The sequence below is a fragment of the Rhodanobacter sp. Root627 genome, assembly GCF_001427835.1.
GTDB lineage: Bacteria > Pseudomonadota > Gammaproteobacteria > Xanthomonadales > Rhodanobacteraceae > Rhodanobacter > Rhodanobacter ginsenosidimutans.
This window is the reverse complement of the sequence record NZ_LMGW01000001.1, coordinates 1,276,437-1,295,406: the sequence shown is the minus strand read 5'-3', so window position 1 is coordinate 1,295,406 and position 18,970 is coordinate 1,276,437. Positions and strand designations below refer to the sequence as shown.

At 65.0% G+C, this 18,970-nt stretch carries 17 protein-coding genes; 9 read left to right on the top strand and 8 right to left on the bottom strand.

Annotation, left to right across the window (positions count from 1 at the left end; all coding sequences use genetic code 11):
* Positions 1–23: 23 nt before the first annotated feature.
* Positions 24–956 (bottom strand): ScpA family protein, encoded by a 933-nt coding sequence (locus tag ASD68_RS06055; RefSeq protein WP_056604520.1) that lies wholly within the window; start codon positions 954–956, stop codon positions 24–26.
* An 891-nt stretch (positions 957–1,847) separates the two neighbouring features.
* Here ASD68_RS06055 and ASD68_RS06050 point away from each other — a divergent pair.
* Positions 1,848–2,213: a PilZ domain-containing protein gene (locus ASD68_RS06050; RefSeq protein WP_200945331.1), complete on the top strand. Its 366-nt coding sequence runs from the start codon at positions 1,848–1,850 to the stop codon at positions 2,211–2,213.
* A 55-nt stretch (positions 2,214–2,268) separates the two neighbouring features.
* Here ASD68_RS06050 and ASD68_RS06045 read toward each other — a convergent pair whose 3' ends face one another.
* The gene (locus ASD68_RS06045) at positions 2,269–3,966 is read right to left on the bottom strand and encodes an AMP-binding protein (RefSeq protein WP_056080045.1); all 1,698 of its coding nucleotides are present in this window, start codon (positions 3,964–3,966) and stop codon (positions 2,269–2,271) included.
* Between the two features lie 139 nt (positions 3,967–4,105).
* On the opposite strand from ASD68_RS06045, the gene ASD68_RS06040 reads away from it, so the two are divergent.
* Complete coding sequence (locus ASD68_RS06040) at positions 4,106–4,552, top strand: hypothetical protein (protein WP_056080042.1); 447 nt, start codon at positions 4,106–4,108, stop codon at positions 4,550–4,552.
* 87 nt (positions 4,553–4,639) lie between these two features.
* On the opposite strand, the gene acnA is transcribed toward ASD68_RS06040, so the two are convergent.
* A complete protein-coding gene (acnA, locus tag ASD68_RS06035) occupies positions 4,640–7,393 on the bottom strand; it encodes an aconitate hydratase AcnA (protein ID WP_056604514.1) in 2,754 nt (917 codons plus the stop codon).
* A 230-nt stretch (positions 7,394–7,623) separates the two neighbouring features.
* Here acnA and ASD68_RS06030 point away from each other — a divergent pair, with 230 nt between their 5' ends.
* Positions 7,624–8,550: a LysR family transcriptional regulator gene (locus ASD68_RS06030; RefSeq protein WP_056604512.1), complete on the top strand. Its 927-nt coding sequence runs from the start codon at positions 7,624–7,626 to the stop codon at positions 8,548–8,550.
* 123 nt (positions 8,551–8,673) lie between these two features.
* On the opposite strand, the gene hflD is transcribed toward ASD68_RS06030, so the two are convergent.
* From hflD to ASD68_RS06015, 3 genes are read right to left on the bottom strand one after another with little or no spacing between them, the layout of a single operon-like run.
* Complete coding sequence (gene hflD, locus ASD68_RS06025) at positions 8,674–9,297, bottom strand: high frequency lysogenization protein HflD (protein ID WP_007081866.1); 624 nt, start codon at positions 9,295–9,297, stop codon at positions 8,674–8,676.
* 36 nt (positions 9,298–9,333) lie between these two features.
* A complete protein-coding gene (gene mnmA, locus ASD68_RS06020; protein ID WP_056604510.1) occupies positions 9,334–10,443 on the bottom strand; it encodes a tRNA 2-thiouridine(34) synthase MnmA in 1,110 nt (369 codons plus the stop codon).
* Positions 10,440–10,934: an NUDIX hydrolase gene (locus tag ASD68_RS06015; protein WP_056605231.1), complete on the bottom strand. Its 495-nt coding sequence runs from the start codon at positions 10,932–10,934 to the stop codon at positions 10,440–10,442. Before ASD68_RS06015 ends, mnmA begins: the two co-directional genes overlap by 4 nt.
* 110 nt (positions 10,935–11,044) lie before the next feature.
* Here ASD68_RS06015 and clpS point away from each other — a divergent pair, with 110 nt between their 5' ends.
* A complete protein-coding gene (gene clpS / locus ASD68_RS16565) occupies positions 11,045–11,371 on the top strand; it encodes an ATP-dependent Clp protease adapter ClpS (RefSeq protein WP_007081869.1) in 327 nt (108 codons plus the stop codon).
* A gap of 64 nt (positions 11,372–11,435) precedes the next feature.
* Complete coding sequence (gene clpA, locus ASD68_RS06005) at positions 11,436–13,703, top strand: ATP-dependent Clp protease ATP-binding subunit ClpA (RefSeq protein ID WP_056604508.1); 2,268 nt, start codon at positions 11,436–11,438, stop codon at positions 13,701–13,703.
* A 132-nt stretch (positions 13,704–13,835) separates the two neighbouring features.
* On the opposite strand, the gene infA is transcribed toward clpA, so the two are convergent.
* Together infA and ASD68_RS05995 are read right to left on the bottom strand one after the other, a co-directional pair.
* The gene (gene infA / locus ASD68_RS06000; protein WP_007081871.1) at positions 13,836–14,054 is read right to left on the bottom strand and encodes a translation initiation factor IF-1; all 219 of its coding nucleotides are present in this window, start codon (positions 14,052–14,054) and stop codon (positions 13,836–13,838) included.
* Positions 14,055–14,155: 101 nt separating this feature from the next.
* The gene (locus tag ASD68_RS05995) at positions 14,156–14,431 is read right to left on the bottom strand and encodes a polyhydroxyalkanoic acid system family protein (RefSeq protein WP_040670856.1); all 276 of its coding nucleotides are present in this window, start codon (positions 14,429–14,431) and stop codon (positions 14,156–14,158) included.
* 109 nt (positions 14,432–14,540) lie between these two features.
* On the opposite strand from ASD68_RS05995, the gene ASD68_RS05990 reads away from it, so the two are divergent.
* From ASD68_RS05990 to aroA, 4 genes are all read left to right on the top strand, one after another.
* Positions 14,541–15,302, top strand: a complete 762-nt coding sequence (locus ASD68_RS05990; protein WP_056604506.1) for an FHA domain-containing protein — start codon at positions 14,541–14,543, stop codon at positions 15,300–15,302.
* Positions 15,303–15,369: 67 nt separating this feature from the next.
* On the top strand, positions 15,370–16,455 hold the full coding sequence (serC, locus tag ASD68_RS05985) for a 3-phosphoserine/phosphohydroxythreonine transaminase (protein ID WP_056604504.1): 1,086 nt from the start codon (positions 15,370–15,372) through the stop codon (positions 16,453–16,455).
* Between the two features lie 73 nt (positions 16,456–16,528).
* Positions 16,529–17,617, top strand: a complete 1,089-nt coding sequence (pheA, locus tag ASD68_RS05980; protein WP_007081875.1) for a prephenate dehydratase — start codon at positions 16,529–16,531, stop codon at positions 17,615–17,617.
* Between the two features lie 17 nt (positions 17,618–17,634).
* Positions 17,635–18,939, top strand: coding sequence for a 3-phosphoshikimate 1-carboxyvinyltransferase (aroA, locus tag ASD68_RS05975; RefSeq protein WP_056604502.1), 1,305 nt, complete (start codon positions 17,635–17,637; stop codon positions 18,937–18,939).
* Positions 18,940–18,970 lie beyond the last annotated feature (31 nt).

The following is an 18,970-nucleotide window of genomic DNA, read 5'->3' as shown; positions in this document are numbered from 1 at the left end:
GATGCCGATTCAATAAATGTGTTTCATTCGCCGAACGCGTCGTTGCGGGCCGATGGGTCGGCCTGGGCCGAGTCGTCCGCCAGGTCGCGTTCCGCTTCCCCGTGGCTGATCTTTGCCTTGACGTAGATCGGTGCCAGCGGCGCCTCCTGCACGATTTCCACCAGCATTTCCTTGGCCAGCTCCAGCATCGACAGGAAGGTCACCACGATGCCCAGGCGCCCCTCGGCGGGGTCGAACAGGCTTTCGAAGCGATGGAAGCTGTTGTCGTCCAGCCGGCTCAGCAACTCGCCCATGCGCTGCCTTACGCTGAGCGCCTCGCGCTTGATCGCGTGGTGCCCGAACAGTTCGGCCCGGTGCATCACGTCTTTCAGGGCCAGCAGCAGTTCGGTCAGCTCCAGCGGCGGCGGCAACCTGATCACGTTGCGCTCGCCCGTTTCGGCATGTACCACCACGGTGTCACGCTCGACCCGCGGCAACGCCTCGATGTCTTCCGCGGCCCGCTTGAACCGTTCGTACTCCTGCAGGCGCCGCACCAGTTCGGCGCGCGGATCCTCTTCCAGCCCTTCTTCCAGCGGCGGTCGCGGCAGCAGCAGCCGCGACTTGATCTCGGCCAGGATCGCGGCCATCAGCAGGTATTCCGCCGCCAGTTCCAGTCGCATCACATCGCGCATCAGCTCGATGTAGCTCATGTACTGCCGGGTGATCTCGGCCACCGGGATGTCCAGGATATCCAGGTTCTGCCGGCGGATCAGGTACAGCAGCAGATCCAGCGGCCCCTCGAATGACTCCAGGATCACCTCGAGCGCGTCCGGCGGGATGTACAGATCCTGCGGCATCTGCAGCATCGGTTCGCCGCGCACGATCGCCAGCGGCATTTCCTGCTGCTGCGGCACCGACGCGAACGCATCCTGCGGTGCGGTTACCAGGCTCTGGGGCTCGACCGGCTCAGTGCTCATCAATGCATGTCGTAAAGGCCGCCTTCAGCGGCTGGCAGTGCGTTCAACGTGATTGGAACCCGTCCATTTACCGGGATGCCCCGCGGCAATGTCCGTACTTGGAGCGCGCCTCAATGCGTCATTCCCGGCTACATCTGGTTCAGCTGTCAATGGCGAACGGCAAGATTGCCTGGCGCCGTTGCCGACATGACGAAGCCACTCGATGGCGGTTCGGTCATGTGGGTTGACCGTCTCCGCGATGCGTCGCAATCCGCCGTCACAGCGGCAATGACGTCAGCCAGAGATGGTGGAGCCCCGGTTTCGCTGGTTGCTTGTCGGTGGTCGTTATCGGTCTGCCCGAGCACCGGTTGACTGTCCCGCCAGCGCAATGCGCTGCAAGCCTGTTGCCGGGGAACCACGCGTGGTCGAAGCGTAACGGCTGCCACAGGACAAGTCCAGCCTTATATCGGATACGCGTGCCGGGTTTCGTTCATGCCGGCGCGTTCCGGCGGCAGGGCGATTCGCTCAGTACCGGATGTCGGCAGCCGGGCGTGATGTGACCCAATTGGTCGCTGTGACGCTCCTGGTAACCCCGCATCCATCGACGGGACAGGGCGCATCACGGTCGGGAATGGGTGCACACTTGCCGACAGGACGGGTACGCCAGCGGGAATGGATCATCAGGCGACCCGTCCGTTGCAACCGCTACCACTGGCGCAGTGGCTTCGTGGCGTGGCATGTTGATTGCTTGACCACGCATGAGCCCCACTGCAAACGGTTGTCTGCTGCCGTTGCGGGGTGCATATCGGCAGCCCCGGATGTCATTGGCGCTGCCTGGTCAAGGATGCGGGGTGGCAACGAATGAACATGCTTTGTGGTGCCAGACGCCATCGTGGGTGGAAGGAATCTTTGATGATCGACGAAAACGAACGAGACGACGCCGGCGCGGCATACGAACAATTGCGACCGGCTCGAATGCAGATCGAGACCACCGTGTTGATGTGTCGCGGCGACAAATCCCACCCCACCGAACTGGTTGATATCTCCGCGACGGGGGCGTTGTTGCGCCGACCGCTGGGCTGGGTCGGCGAACCGGGGCAGAGTTGGGTGCTCGACATGATTTTCGGGCATAACCTGCACATCCATCTGCAGGCGGAGGTGGCGCGTATATCCGAGCACCACATCGGTTTTTCCTATACCCACATTCCCGAAGACAAGCAGGTACCGCTATGGAATCTGCTGGGCGGCTATGCCGACATCCTGGAGAACTGGAAGTAGAAGGTCCGTTCGACCCACGAGGTCGCGCCTGCGTGTCCGCAGGCGCTGAACCCGATCAGCTGGCACTTGCCGGCGTTGGCTTGTGCTCGTCGCGCAGCTCGCGGCGAAGGATCTTGCCCACATTGCTCTTGGGCAACGCATCGCGGAATTCGATCAGCTTGGGCCGCTTGTAGCCGGTGAGGTTTTCGCGGCAGAAGGCCTTCAGTGCCTCGATGGTCAGGTTCGGGTCCTTGCGCACCACGAACAGTTTCACCACCTCGCCGGAATGCTCGTCGGGCAGGCCAACAGCCGCCACCTCGGCCACGCCGGGATGCTGCATCACGGCGTCCTCGACCTCGTTTGGATAAACGTTGAAGCCGGACACCAGGATCATGTCCTTCTTGCGGTCGACGATATAGACGTAGCCGCTTTCGTCCATCCGTGCGATGTCGCCGGTGTGCAACCAGCCTTCGGCATCCAGCACATTGGCGGTTTCGTTGGGGCGGTTCCAGTAACCCTTCATCACCTGCGGGCCACGCACCATCAATTCGCCGATCTCGCCGATGGGCAGGGGCTGGCCGTCTTCCGACCATATCGCCACGTCGGTGGAGGGGATCGGCAGGCCGATCGAGCCGTTGTAAGCGGCCAGGTCCAGCGGGTTGATGCACACCGCCGGCGAGGTCTCCGTGAGGCCGTAGGCTTCGGCCAGGGTGCAGCCGGTGGTTTTTTTCCAGCGCTCCGCCACCGACCGCTGCACCGCCATGCCGCCGCCCAGGGTCAGGTGCAGGCGCGAGAAATCCAGTTCGGCAAAACCGGGCGTGTTGAGCAGGCCGTTGAACAGTGTGTTGACGCCGGTGATCGCGGTGGGCCGGGATTTTTTCAGCTCCTTGACGAAGCCGGGCATGTCGCGCGGGTTGGTGATCAGCCAGTTCAACCCGCCCAGGCTCATGAACACCAGTCCGTTCGCCGTCAGCGAAAAGATGTGGTACAGCGGCAGCGCAGTGATGATGACTTCCTCACCCGGCGTGACCAGCTCGGTGCCGATCCACGCGCTGGCCTGCAACATGTTCGCCACCATGTTGCCGTGGGTCAGCATGGCACCCTTGGCCACGCCAGTGGTGCCTCCGGTGTATTGCAGGAAGGCCAGGTCGTCCCGCGTGAGCGTCACCGCGGGCAGTGGATGGGTGGCGCCACGTGCCAGTGCATCGCGGAACCGCACCGCCTGCGGCAACCGGAACGACGGCACCATCTTCTTGACGTGCTTGAGCACGAAATTGATCAGCGCGCCCTTGGGGAAACCGAGCATGTCGCCGATGCCGGTGGTCACAATGTGCTCGATCTGCGTGCCGGCCAGCGACTGCTGCAGCGTGGCCGCAAAGTTGTCCAGCACCACGATGGCCTTGGCGCCGGAGTCTTCCAGCTGGTGTTTCAGTTCGCGCGCGGTGTACATCGGGTTGGTATTGACCACCACCAACCCCGCACGCAGCGCACCGAACAGCACGATTGGATACTGCAGCACGTTGGGCATCATGATCGCGACGCGATCACCCTTGGCGAGCTTCAGGACGCCGGTGAGGTAGCCGGCGAACTGGCGGCTCAACTCATCGACCTGGCCGTAGCTGAGCTGCTTGCCGAAACTGGAGAACGCCGGCCGCTGACGGAATTGCGCGAACGCTTCCTCCACCACGGCCACCACCGATGCGTAGCGGCCCGTATCGATCTGCGCGGGGACGCCCGCCGGATAATTCGCCAGCCACGGACGCTCATTGCTCATGCTCGGGTTCCCTGTTTGTCGATGACCATGGACCGCATGGATTCACAACGGTGGCACTATCCGTCATCAACCACGCATTCCAATTCATTGGAACATGCGCCCGCGTATAGCGGCAAGCCGCACCGCAACGAGTCCCGCCATGATCCGACCGAAGAAAACGATCCTCATCGCAGGTGCGCTTGTCCTGCTTGCGCTGGTGCTGCCGGGCTGTCGCCGCACGCCGGATGAAACGCGGGTACGCGAGGCGATCGTCGCCATGGCGCAGGCAGCCGAGGCCGGTTCGGCCGGGGATCTGGCCGAGCCGCTCAGCGAGGATTTCGACGGCAACGCCGGCAGGCTGGACCGGCGCAAGTTGACCGGCATGGTTCGTTTGCTGGCGCTGCGCGGCGACCATGTCGGCGTCACGATGGGGCCGGTGTCGATCGAGCACCGCGGTGAGCGGATGGTGGCCACGTTCACGGTCACATTGACCAGCGGTGGCAAGCTGCTGCCTGACCAGATGGGCGTGTATCAAGTCGAATCGGCGTGGCGCAACGAGGATGGCGATTGGCGTTGCTACACCGCGACGTGGAAACGCGTGATGTAGGGCCGTTCGCGGGATTCGCCAGGCATGGCCAGGTTCAAAAAAAGCGCCCCTTTCGGGGCGCTCCTTTTTTCCAGGTGGCACTGAAACTCAGGCGGCTTTCTTGCCTGCCAGCTGGCGCAGCACGTATTGCAGGATGCCGCCGTGACGGAAGAAGTCGCGCTCCTTCGGGGTCAACAGCATCACGTGCACGGTGAACTGCCTGGTGCTGCCATCCGGTGCGGTGGCGGTGACGGTGGCTTCCTTCGAACGGCCGTCATCCAGACCGCTGATGTCGAACGTTTCGTTGCCAGTCAGGCCCAGCGTCTTGGCGTTCTCGCCGTCCTTGAACTGCAGCGGCAGCACGCCCATGCCGACCAGGTTCGAGCGATGGATGCGCTCGAAGCTCTCGGTGATCACGGCCTTCACGCCCAGCAGCAAGGTGCCCTTGGCCGCCCAGTCGCGCGAGGAGCCGGTGCCGTATTCCTTGCCCGCAATGACCACCAGCGGCGTGCCCGATGCCTTGTACTTCATCGCGGCGTCATAGATTGCCATTTGCTCGCCGCTGGGGACGTGGCGGGTGAAGCCGCCTTCGACGCCGTCCAGCATCTGGTTCTTGATGCGGATGTTGGCGAAGGTGCCGCGCACCATCACGTCGTCGTTGCCGCGGCGCGAGCCGTAGGAGTTGAAGTCGATCGGCTGCACGCCACGCTCGATCAGGAAGCGACCGGCGGGTGAATCCTTCTTGATCGAACCGGCCGGCGAGATGTGGTCGGTGGTGATCGAGTCGCCGAACAGGCCCAGGCAACGCGCGCCGTGGATGTCCTCGACCTTGTTCAGTTCCATCGTCATGCCGTCGAAGTACGGCGGGTTCTTGATGTAGGTGGACGCTTCGTCCCACGCGTACAGCGCGCCGTCCGGCGAGGCGATCGCGTTCCAGCGCTCGTCGCCCTTGAACACGTCGGCATAGTTCTTCTTGAACATGTCCGAGGTGACCGCGCTGGCCAGCAGGTCGCTGATTTCCTGGTTGCTCGGCCACACGTCCTTGAGGAACACGTCCTTGCCATCGGAACCCTGGCCCAGCGGTTCGGTGGTGAGGTTGATGTCAAGCGAGCCGGCCAGCGCGTAGGCGACCACCAGCGGCGGCGAGGCCAGGTAGTTCATCTTCACTTCGGCGTGCACGCGGCCTTCGAAGTTGCGGTTGCCGGAAATCACGGCACCCACGGTGAGGTCGCCGGTGCTGATCGCCTGGCTGATTTCCTGCGGCAGCGGACCGGAGTTGCCGATGCAGGTGGTGCAGCCGTAGCCGACCAGGTAGAAGCCGGTTTTTTCCAGCTCGGTCAGCAGGCCGGTCTTTTCCAGATAATCGGTGACGACCTTGGAGCCCGGTGCCAGCGACGTCTTCACCCACGGCTTGGCCTTCAGGCCACGCGCGGCGGCTTTTTTGGCGACCAGGCCGGCGGCCAGCATCACGGCGGGGTTGGAGGTGTTGGTGCACGAAGTGATCGCGGCGATCACCACCGAGCCGTCGCCGACCTTGAAGCTGTCGCCATTCATCTCGACCCGCACACGGCCGTCGGCGATCGTGTTGTTCGGGTTGCCGATGGCGGTGGCGCCGCCCTCGCTGGCAAAGGCCTCCGCCGCACCGTTTTTCGGCGCGCGATTGACCGTGGTGGCACCCAGGCTGTCGTTGTAGTTCTGCTTGACGTCGGTCAGCAGCACGCGATCCTGCGGGCGCTTCGGGCCGGCCATCGACGGCTTGACGTCGGCCAGATCCAGCTCCAGCGTGGTGGTGAATTCGGCGTGCGGGCTGTTCTCGTCATGCCACAGGCCCTGGGCCTTGGCGTACGCCTCGACCAGCGCGACCTGCTCGTCGCTGCGGCCGGACAGGCGCAGGTAGCGCAGCGATTCGGCGTCGACCGGGAAGATTCCGCAGGTGGCGCCATATTCCGGTGCCATGTTGCCGATGGTGGCGCGATCGGCCAGCGCCAGATGCTGCAGGCCCGGGCCGAAGAATTCCACGAACTTGCCGACCACGCCCTGCTTGCGCAGCATCTGCGTCACGGTCAGCACCAGGTCGGTGGCGGTGGCGCCCTCGGGCAGCTTGCCCGACAGCTTGAAGCCGACCACCTGCGGAATCAGCATGGAGGAGGGCTGGCCCAGCATGGCCGCCTCGGCCTCGATGCCGCCCACGCCCCAGCCCAGCACGCCCAGGCCGTTGACCATGGTGGTGTGCGAGTCGGTGCCGAACACGGTGTCCGGGTAGGCCCACTGTTGGCCGTCGACCTCATTGGCCATCACCACGCGGGCCAGGTGCTCCAGGTTCACCTGGTGCACGATGCCGGTACGCGGCGGCACCACCTTGAAATCGGTGAGGGCTTTCTGGCCCCAGCGCAGGAAGCTGTAACGGGCCTGATTGCGCTCGAATTCGATGGCGACGTTCTTTTCCAGCGCGTCTTCGCTGCCGAACACGTCGACCTGCACCGAGTGGTCGATGACCAGTTCGGCCGGCGACAGCGGGTTGATCAGGGTCGGGTCACCGCCCAGCGCCTTCATCGCGTCGCGCATCGCCGCCAGGTCGACCACGCACGGCACGCCGGTGAAGTCCTGCAGCAGCACGCGGGCGGGCATGAAGGAGATTTCGGTGTCCGGCTCCTTCTTCGCGTCCCAGGTGGCGACCGCTTCGATTTCCTTGCTGGTCACGTCCACGCCATCCTCGTGGCGCAGCAGGTTTTCCAGCAGGATCTTCATCGAATACGGCAGCCGCTTCAGGTCGAAGCGCTGGCCCAGCTTGGCGAGGCTGGCAAAGGCGTATTGCTTGCCGTTGACTTCGAGTGTGTCGCGTGCGGAAAAGGTGTCTTTCATGGGAAGCTCCTGGCTGAATCCTGCGGCTGGGATGATGACCACGGCGACGGTTGGCCGTCCCGGCAAATTTGCCAATTATCGCCCAAACGCGGGGAACTCGCGAACGAATACCCGCAGGTTGGCGTCACGGAATGGCGGAAACGTATGCAATGCCGCGCGACGAGTAGACTTCGGCGACCGTCCACCCAGCATGGGGTCCGCATACCCGTGGCGCAAACGCTTTTGATGACATGCAGCATTCGATGATTTCGACCACCCTGGCGGCAGTGTCGCTACGTGATCTCGCGCTGGTGCAGGCGGTGCATCGCCATGCCAGTTTCAACAGCGCCGCGCGCGCCATGCACATCAGTCCGTCGGGCCTGTCGCACCAGGTGCAGAAGGTGGAACAGGCGCTGGGCGCGCCGCTGTTCGAACGCGGTGGCCGCAGCATCGTGCCTACCGCGGGCGGCCGTCGCCTGCTGCAGCAGATCGACGCGGTGCTGGCTGCAGCCGAGCACCTGCAGCAGCTGGCCCGGGCCGGCGCGGTGGCCTTTGGTGGCGAATTGCGGCTGGGTTTGCCGGCGTCGCTGGGGCCGTACCTGTTGCCGCATCTCATTTCGCCGTTCCCGCAGCATTTTCCGGGTGCCCGGCTGGTGATTTCCGAAGGCAAACCGCGTGGCCTGCTGCGCCGCCTGCACGAAGGTGAGCTGGATGCGGTGCTGGCGCCGCTGGTTCCCGCCATCAGCGGCATCGCGATGAAGCCGCTGTTTTTCGAGCCGTGGGAACTGATGCTGCGCGCCGACCACGCGCTGGCCAGCCGGCGCAGCGTGACGCTGGAACAGCTCGACCCGGCCCAGGCCACGCTGATGGCCGAGAGCCACGCCGACGGCCTGGGGGGGGATGGCGCCGATCACGGCCACGTGCAGGATGTGAGTCTGGAAAGCCTGGCGGCGCTGGTCAGTCTGCGTGGCGGTTACGCGCTGGTGCCCGCGCTGGCGCATGAGCGGCTGGCGTCGATGCCGAATATCGTGCTGGCCAAGCTGAAAGGGCAGGCCACGGGCCGCGAGATCGCGTTGTACTGGCGCGACGCGTCGCCGTGGCAGGACAACCTTCAGGTATTTGCCACCTTGCTGCGCCGGCTGGCGCGGGCGCGTCCGGGGCTGAAGTTGCTGGGTTAAGTACGCGGGTTCCCGGCACTGCTTTTTTGTAGGAGCGGCTTCAGCCGCGATGCTTCTGCTTCTGGAGTTCCAAAACAAGAGCGTCGCGGCTGAAGCCGCTCCTACAGGGCGGCGCGCCGCCGCTCAGCCGTTGTCCAGCATCGCGCCGGTCAGCAATCCGCGCGCCAGCATGCTGCACTGGCGCCGATACAGCAGCAGTTGCCACTGGCGGCCGCCCACCTGACGCCACAACACGGCCGAACGCACGGCGGCCAGCAGGTTGGCGCGAATCTTCTCCACCACCGCCGGTTGCTGCAACTGTTGCGGGTTGCCGTTGACCATCACGCGCGGGGTCAGCAAAGACAGGGTGGAGACATACAGCTCCGCCAGCCGCCCCGTGACCTGCTGCGATGCCTGCCCGAAATGCTCCACCTGGCGCTGTGCCGCAACGATGCCCTGCTGCAGCTGCTCAAGCAGGTCCGGGCGTGCGGACAGGCTGCGTTCCAGCCGCATCACGGTGACCACCATGCGCGTCAGTGCCATGTCGCGGTCGCTCTCGTCCAGTTGCGACACCAATCGGCGCAAGCCCGGCCGCATGGTGGCCACCGAGCCGTAAACGCCCACCACCGACGGCGCGTCGATGCGGAAAATGCTGGCCACGCCCGCTTCCATCGCGGCGTCGTCGCAGCGCCCTTCGTTGGCCAGCTTCTGCGCCAGCGAGCACGCCTGGAAGATGCCGGCCAACGCCAGCACCCGCTCTTCATTCATCGAAAAAGTTTCAAACACCAGAACGTGACTCGCTGATCAAGAGAAGAGGAGAGGTGGCAGGCCACCATAGGTGGCGTCGGTGGCGGCGATCACGGCGCCACCGAGGCAGGCCTCGCCATCATAGAGAACCACCGATTGGCCGGGGGTGACGGCGCGCTGGGGTTCGTCGAAGCGTACCTCCAACCGGTCGGCATGCACCGTGACTTCGCAGGCCTGGTCGAACTGGCGATAACGAGTGCGCGCCGTGCAGCGGAAGTGCGGCGCGGGCGCCTCGCCGGCGACCCAGCTCGGCGCTTCCGTTTCCAGCCGGTGCGAATGGAGCCAGTGGTTCTCGCCGCCCTGTGCCACGTACAGCACATTGCTCGCGACATCCTTGCCCACCACGAACCAGGCCTCGCCACTGGCTCCATGGCGCCCGCCGATGCCCAGGCCGTTGCGCTGGCCCAGCGTGTAATACATCGCACCCTGGTGCTCGCCGATCAGTTCCCCCTCGGGCGTGCGCATCTCGCCGGGGCGGGCAGGGATGTACTGCGCCAGGAAGCTGCGGAAATCGCGTTCGCCGATGAAGCAGATGCCGGTGGAATCCTTCTTGGCATGGGTGGGCAGCGCCGCTTCGCGGGCCAGTTCGCGAACCCGCGGTTTCTCGATGCCGCCCAGCGGAAACAGCGTGGCGGACAGCTGTTGCTGGCCTAGCGCGTGCAGGAAATAGCTCTGGTCCTTGGCCGCATCCACGGCGCGCAGCAGCCGGTAGCGACCATCGCGCCGGTCCACGCGGGCGTAGTGGCCGGTGGCGATCTTCTCCGCACCCAGCGCCTGCGCCTCGTGCAGGAACGTCTTGAACTTGATCTCGCGGTTGCACAGCACGTCGGGATTGGGTGTGCGGCCGGCGCGGTATTCGTCGAGGAAATGGGCGAACACGCCATCCCAGTACTCCGCCGCGAAATTTCGCGCATGGAACGGGATGCCCAGCCGTCCGCATACGGCCACCGCGTCCTTGCGGTCGGCATCGGTGGTGCACGGCCCGCTGCGCTCGTCCTCCTCCCAGTTCTGCATGAACAGGCCCTCGACCTCGTGGCCGGCCTGTTGCAGCAGCAAGGCGGCGACCGACGAATCGACGCCACCGGAAATACCCAGCATCACCTTCATGCGAGCGTGTCCGGCGGGTTGCCCGGCAGGTAGTCCAGGGTTTGCAACGGCAAGCGCTGGCCCGCCAGCCAGGCGTCGATGCTGAGCAGCACCAGCGGGCTGCGCACGCGATCGCCCAAGGCAGCGATTTCGGCGCGGGTCAGCCACAGCGCGCGATGGATGCCGGTGTCCAGCGCTCGGGCCGGGTCGTGGCTCACGGCACGCGCCGCGAAGCTGAAGCGGACCACGCTCTCGCCATGCTCGGTACTGCGCCATTGCTGCACGCCGATGAGGTGCTGCAGCTCGACCGTCCAGCCGGTTTCCTCCAGCGTCTCGCGCAACGCGGCGTCGGTGAGGCTTTCGTGGTCTTCCAGGTGGCCCGCGGGCTGGTTGTAGGCGAGGCGACCGCAGGCATCTTCCTCCACCATCAGGTAGCGGTCGCCATCGGCGACGACACAGGCCACCGTGACATGGGGACACCAGACATTTCGCGGGGTAAGTGAATCAGGCATGGGCAGGCACTGGAAAAGCGCCCATTGTGCCATTACCTCATGCAGTTCTCGCCGCGGGGCGCCAAGTACCGCAGCGTATACTCGGTATCGAAAACAACACTCAAGAACTCATGGCCCACGAATCCGAACACGAACATGATCACGGCCGGGGACTGGCGGTGGAATCGGCCAAGCCGGAGGTGGCGCGACCACCCCTGTTTCGGGTATTGCTGCTCAACGACGACTTCACCCCGATGGATTTCGTGGTTGAAGTGTTGCGTGGCTTCTTCAACCTCGACCAGGAGCAGGCGGTACAGGTGATGTTGCACGTGCATACTCGTGGACGCGGCGTTTGCGGGGTTTTTACCCGGGAGGTGGCCGAGACCAAGGTGACCCAGGTAAACGAATATTCACGCGCTCATCAGCACCCATTGTTGTGCACTATGGAAAAGGCTTGAGCACCCCCATTTTGGTGGGCATGGCGACAACAAGTCGCTTCCAACCTCAGCGGAGTCGATCCGAATGTTCAGCAAGGATCTCGAAGTCACCATCGGCCATTGCTACAAGCAGGCCCGGGAGCAACGCCACGAGTTCATGACCGTGGAACACCTGTTGCTGGCGCTCACCACCAACCAGTCGGCGCTGGGCGCATTGCGCGCCTGCGGCGTCGACCTGCCACGCTTGAGCAGCGAGCTCGAGCGCATCATCGCCGAGACCGTGCCGGTGCTGCCGCAAGGCGACGAGCGCGATACGCAACCGACGCTGGGCTTCCAGCGCGTACTGCAGCGCGCCGTTTATCACGTGCAATCCTCCGGTCGCAAGGAAGTCACCGGCGCCAACGTGCTGGTGGCGATCTTCGGCGAGAAGGATTCGCACGCGGTGTACTTCATGCACCAGCAGGAGATCACCCGCCTCGACGTGGTCAATTACATCTCGCACGGCATCGCCAAAATCGGCGAAGAGCCGGCTGCCGGTTCCGCCAGCGGGCAGGAGCGCGAGGGCGAGGAAGGCGAGGCCAAGGGCAACCCGCTGCACGAGTTCGCCAGCAACCTCAACGAACTGGCGCTGGAAGGCAAGATCGACCCGCTGATCGGCCGCACCGACGAGATCGAACGCACCATCCAGGTGCTGTGCCGCCGCCGCAAGAACAACCCGCTGTACGTGGGGGAGGCCGGCGTGGGCAAGACCGCGCTGGCCGAGGGCCTGGCCAAGCGCATCGTGGACGGTGAAGTGCCGCAGGTGCTGGAGGAAGCCACGATCTGGTCGCTCGACCTGGGCGCGCTGGTGGCCGGCACCAAGTATCGCGGTGATTTCGAGAAGCGCCTGAAGGGCGTGATCACCCAGCTGAAAAAGCAGCCGGGCGCGATCCTGTTCATCGACGAGATCCATACCATCATCGGCGCCGGCTCCGCCTCGGGCGGCACCATGGATGCGTCCAACCTGATCAAGCCGATGCTGGCGTCGGGCGAGCTGCGCTGCATCGGCTCGACCACGTTCCAGGAATACCGTGGCGTGTTCGAGAAAGACCGCGCCCTGGCGCGGCGCTTCCAGAAAATCGACGTGGTCGAGCCCACCGTGGCCGACAGCATCGAGATCCTGAAGGGCCTGCGTTCGCGCTTCGAGGAGCATCACCACGTCGCCTACACCAACGAGGCGCTGAAGGCCGCGGTGGATCTTTCCGTCAAGCACATTCCCGACCGGCTGCTGCCGGACAAGGCGATCGACGTGATCGACGAGGCCGGCGCGCGCCAGCGCCTGCTGCCGGATGACGAGCGCACCGGCACCATCGATGTGGGCGAGGTGGAATACATCGTCGCCAAGATGGCGCGGATTCCCGCCAAGCAGGTCTCCGCGTCCGACCGCGATGTGCTGCGCAATCTCGAGCGCAATCTGAAGATGGTGGTGTTCGGTCAGGACCCGGCGATCGAGGCGCTGGCCGCTTCGATCAAGATGGCCCGTTCCGGCCTGGCCGATCCGTCCAAGCCGATCGGCTGCTTCCTGCTGGCGGGCCCTACCGGTGTGGGCAAGACCGAGGTCACCAAACAGTTGGCGATGCAGCTGGGCATCGAGATGATCCGCTTCGACATGTCCGAATACATGGAGAGCCACTCCGTGTCGCGGCTGGTCGGCGCGCCTCCGGGCTACGTCGGCTTCGACCAGGGCGGGCTGTTGACCGAGGCGGTGGTGAAGCATCCGCATGCGGTGCTGCTGCTGGACGAGATCGAGAAGGCCCACCCGGACGTGTTCAACATCCTGCTGCAGGTGATGGACCGCGGTGTGCTCACCGACACCAACGGTCGCGAGGCCAACTTCAAGAACGTGGTGGTGGTGATGACCACCAACGCGGGCGCGGCGCTGGCTTCGCGGCGCAGTATCGGTTTCGTGGAACAGAAGCACGAGTCCGATGCGATGGAAGTGATCCGCCGCATCTTCACTCCGGAGTTCCGCAACCGGCTGGACGCGATCATCCAGTTCAGCGCGCTGGATTTCGAGCACATCCTGCGTGTGGTGGACAAGTTCCTGATCGAGCTGGAAAGCCAGCTTGCCGAGAAGCAGGTGGTGCTGGACGTGGATGCGGACGCCCGCCACTGGCTGGCCGAGCATGGCTTCGACGCACAGATGGGTGCGCGCCCGATGGCCCGCGTGATCCAGGAGAAGGTGAAGCGGGCACTGGCCGACGAGTTGCTGTTCGGCAAGCTGGCCGACGGCGGCAAGGTGCGGCTCAGCGTGTGTGACGGCGAGCTGCAGGTCGATTGCGAGGCCAGCGAGAAGTTTCCGGTAGTGGTGTAACCGGTAACTGCGCTCAAACGCGAGGCAAAACAAAGGCGGCGCATTGCGCCGCCTTTTGTCTTCGAGCATCCGGATCGCGCCAGTTGAGTGCAGGCCGTGGCAAAGCCAACGGGCTGACTACGTCACGCCGGTTTACTTCATGCGGTAGGTGATCCGCCCCTTGCTCAGGTCGTACGGGGTCATTTCGATCTTGACCTTGTCGCCCGTGAGGATGCGGATGTAATGCTTGCGCATGCGGCCGGAAATATGGGCGATGACAACATGCCCATTCTCCAGTTGTACGCGAAACATGGTGTTGGGCAAGGTCTCCTGGACCGTACCCTCCATTTCGATGACGTCGTCTTTTGCCATGTGGTCCGGTGTTCGTGCACAGCCATCGTGGCTGCGTAAGCCGACGAGTATGCCACGGATGTGGCCCTGGTCAAAGAATCATCAGTCGCGACCGCCCAGGGTCAGGCGAAGTGCTCGTCGAGCTTGCGCTGGATTTCCTGCTCGATCATGCCTTTCATCGGCGACAGCATCAGGCCCAGTTCGGCGTTGACCAGGATCTCGCTGGCACCGATGGCGATGTCGCCCTTGACGCCGGGCCGGGTGAAGCGCAACGCATCCCCCTGCCACTCGCATGCCATGCCGAACTTTTCGCGCATGCGCGCGGCGATCTGGTCGATCACCGAGCGGGCCTCGGCAGGCGTCATCTGGTGGGGTCGTTTCAGCTGGATTCTGGACATGCCGCGCTCCGCAGTAAGCCGCGTAGTTTAAGGCAGCGGTGCCTTCGGTTGCACGGCGGTTTGGCGGCTTGCGCATGCTAGAGTTTCGCTTCTCCTGCCTGGTACAGCGATGCGCATCGAGTTTCCCCGTTCGGCCCGCGAGGACTTCCTCTGGACGCAGCCTCAACTGCGCATCGGCAGCGCGCCCGACAACGACCTGGTGCTGGCGGCTAGCCATGCCGCGGAACATCACGTGCGGATCCAGCACGATCGTCGCGGCTGGGTGCTGCAGGTGCTTTCCTCCGCCGCGCGCATCCACGTAAACGCGCGCCCCGTACGCGAGCGGGCGTTGCTGCGCGCTGGTGACGTGGTCAGCGTGGGCGGTTGCCGCATGCTGTTGCGCGATGACGAAGACCCGGCGCGGCGCCCGGCCTTGCAGGTGTCGCAGGAAGGGCGTTGCACCGTGGCGCTGCGGGCCGTGGGTGGGCCACTGTCGGGGCGCGTGCTGTCGTTGCGCGACAGCCTCGAACTTGGCTCGCAGAGCCGCGTGCCGCTCGACCTGCCGCAGGGCGAGCAGGCATCGCTGCGCATTTTCTGGCACGACGGCGAACTGATGCTGGAGGCAGGCCAGGCTTCGGCCAATTACCCCTTGCGCGTCAACGGGGTCGTGACCGGGCGGCTGGCGCTGCAGCCGGGCGACCAGATTGGCGTGGCCTCGCATCGCTTCGTGGTGGATGCGCCCGGCATGATGCCCGAGGCGCCCATGCCCGAACTGCACCTGCCGATCGCGCCCGAAGTCGTGGCCGGACCGCGCGGTGAAGTCTGGTGGCTCATCGTTACCGCAGCGGTGCTGGCGCTGGGTATCGCGATGGTGTTGCTGATCCGTTTCTGATGGCGCCGCTTGACCGGCGGTTGTTGCGCTGCGCCATAATACTTGACCTACCTAGGGAGCCATCGCAGTGAGCAGAATCTGGAATTTCAGCGCTGGTCCGGCGGCGTTGCCGCTGGCCGTGCTCGAACGTGCGCAGCGTGACATGCTGGACTGGAACGGCAGCGGCGCATCGGTGATGGAGCAATCCCACCGCGGCAAGCGCTTTGGCGAACTGGCTGCGCAGACTGAAACCGACCTGCGCCAGCTGATGGCCATTCCGGATGATTACGCGGTGCTGTTCCTGCAGGGCGGCGCCACCCAGCATTTCGCCCAGATTCCGATGAACCTGGCGGCCCCTGACGGCAGTGCCGATTACCTGATCACCGGTCACTGGGGCGAAAAGGCCGCCAGTGAAGCGGCGCCATACGTGCGGGTGAACGTGGCCGCCAGCAGCAAGGCGCAAAGCTACCTGCGCATGCCGCCGCGCGCGGAGTGGCAGCTCGATCCGAATGCCGCCTACGTGCACTACACCTCCAACGAAACGATCCACGGCGTGGAGTATCACGACGTCCCCGACGTGGGCGACGTGCCGCTGGTGGCGGACATGTCCTCCAACATCCTGTCCGAGCCCATCGACGTTTCGCGGTTCGGACTGATCTACGCCGGCGCGCAGAAGAACATCGGCCCGGCCGGCTTCGTGGTGATGGTGGTGCGGCGCGACCTGCTGCAGCGGGCCACGCGCCCGATGGCGCGGATTCTTCGCTACGCCGAACACGCCGCCGCCGGTTCGATGCTCAACACGCCCAACACCTGGGGCTGGTACATCACCGGCCTGACCCTGCAGTGGCTGAAGGAGCAGGGCGGCCTGGCAGCCATGGCCGAGCGCAATCGCGCCAAGGCCGAGACCTTGTACCAGGCCATCGATGGCTCGGGCGGTTATTACCGCAACCCCGTCGACGTGGCCGCGCGTTCGCGCATGAACGTGCCTTTCACCCTGCACGACAGCGCGCTCGACGCCGCTTTCCTGCAGGAATCCGAAGCGGCCGGGCTGATCGCGCTGAAGGGCCACAAGGCGCTCGGTGGCATGCGCGCGTCGCTGTACAACGCGGTGCCGTTCGAAGCGGTCGAGGCGCTGACCGACTTCATGCAGGACTTTGCCAAGCGCCACGGGTAATGGCCGGGGACGGGCTCTTCAGGCAAGATGCCCGTTCATCATTTGGACTTCTTTCCATCCAGGCGGCTGAACCATGAGCGACCCCAAGATCTCGCTGAGTGACATGCGCGAGCGCATCGACAGCATCGACCGCCAGATCCAGGAGCTGATTTCCGAGCGTGCGCGCCGCGCGCAGGAAGTGGCACAGGTGAAGGGCGCCGGGCTTTCCGCGATCGACTATTACCGCCCCGAGCGCGAGGCGCACGTGCTGCGCATGGTGGTCGACCGTAACGACGGCCCGCTGCCCGATACCGAAATGGTACGGTTGTTCCGCGAAATCATGTCCTCCTGCCTGGCGCAGGAAGACCCCCTGAAGATCGGCTACCTCGGCCCCGAGGGCACCTTCAGCGAACAGGCCGTGCGCAAGCATTTCGGCCACGCCGCCTACAGCCTGCCGCTGGGCAGCATCGAGGAAGTGTTCCAGGAAGTCGCCGCCGGCAATGCCGATTTCGGCGTGGTACCGGTGGAGAATTCCGGGCAGGGCATGATCCAGATAACGCTGGATCTGTTCCTCACCTCCGAGGCGATCATCTGCGGCGAGGTGGAGCTGCGCGTGCACCAGTGCCTGCATTCGCAGAACGGCCGGCTGGAGGACGTCAAGCGCGTCTATGCCCATGCGCAGTCGCTGCAACAGTGCAAGAGCTGGCTGCGGCTGAACCTGCCCACCGCGGAATGCATCGCCGTCAGCAGCAATGCCGAGGCCGCACGGCTGGCGCGCCACGCCGACGACGTGGCCGCCATCGCCGGCGAAACCGCCGGGCGTGTGTACGGCCTTAAAACCGTGGCCGAGGCGATCGAGGATCGCGCCGACAACACCACCCGTTTCCTGGTCATCGGCCGCTCGCTGTTCCCGCCGTCGGGCAACGACCGCACCTCGCTGCTGGTCACCGTCAACGACAAACCCGGCGCGCTTTACGACGTGCTCAGCCCGCTGGCCAGGCACAAGGTCAGCATGAACCGCATCGAGTCGCGACCGGCTCACACCGGCAAATGGCAGTACGCCTTCTTCATCGACATCTCCGGCCACATTTCCGACGAGGGCGTGCAGGCAGCGGTGAAGGAGATCGATGGCAACGCCGGCACCGTGCGCGTGCTTGGTTCCTACCCGGTGGCATTGCCTTGAACGCAGGAGAGGGTGGAGTGAATTCATTTGACTGGGTCAGCGGCCAGGGCCAGCCATTGCACGGCAGCGTGCGTATTCCCGGTGACAAGTCGATATCCCATCGTTCGCTGATGCTGTCTGCGCTGGCCGATGGCACGTCGCGCATCCGCGGTTTTCTCGAAGGTGAGGACACCCGCGCCACGGCGGCGGTCCTGTCGCAACTCGGGGTGAAGATCGAAACGCCCGCCGGGGGCGAGCGTCTGGTGCACGGCGTGGGCCTGCACGGTTTGCGCGCCGCGGCGGAACCGCTCGATTGCGGCAACGCCGGCACCGGCATGCGCTTGCTGGCGGGTTTGCTGGCGGGGCAGGCGTTCGACAGCACCTTGATCGGCGATGCCTCGCTGTCGAAGCGTCCGATGCGGCGGGTCACCGATCCGCTGGGCCAGATGGGTGCGCGCATCGATACGCAGGAAGGTTTGCCGCCGCTGCATATCCATGGCGCGCAGCCATTGCATGGCATTCGCTACGCGTTGCCGGTGGCCAGCGCCCAGGTGAAATCGGCTTTGCTGCTTGCCGGCTTGTACGCTGCAGGCAGCACCGAGATCATCGAGCCACATCCCACCCGCGACTACACCGAGCGGATGCTGGCGGCGTTCGGCTGGCCGATTACCTTCTCGCCGGGCAGCGCGAAGCTCGACGGCGGCCACGCGCTGCATGCCACCGATGTCGACGTACCGGCGGACTTTTCCTCGGCGGCGTTCTTCCTGGTGGCGGCCAGCATCGTGCCCGGTTCCGAACTGCGCCTGCCAGCGGTGGGCCTCAACCCCCGACGCACCGGTTTGCTTCAGGCGCTGCGGTTGATGGGTGCGGATATCCAGATCGAAAACCCCCGCGAAAGCGGCGGCGAGCCGGTGGGTGATCTGCTGGTGCGTCACGCACCGCTGCACGGCATCGAACTGCCCGAGGCGCTGGTGCCGGACATGATCGACGAGTTCCCGATCCTGTTCATCGCTGCCGCGGTGGCCAACGGTCGCACGGTGGTGCGCGGCGCCGCCGAGCTGCGGGTGAAGGAATCCGACCGCCTCGCCAGCATGGCCACCGGCCTGCGCGCGCTGGGTGCACGCATCGAGGAAACGCCCGACGGCGCGATCATCGACGGCGGCGCGCTGGGTGGCGGCGAAGTGCAAACCCACATGGATCACCGCATCGCCATGAGCTTCACCGTGGCCGGCCTGGTCGCCACCGCACCGGTGCACGTGCGCGATTGCAGCCATGTCGCCACCTCGTTCCCCGGCTACCGGGAATTGGCCAACGCCTGCGGCTTCGCCATCGCATCCGTGTAGGAGCGCACCCTGTGCGCGATGGCTTTTGCGG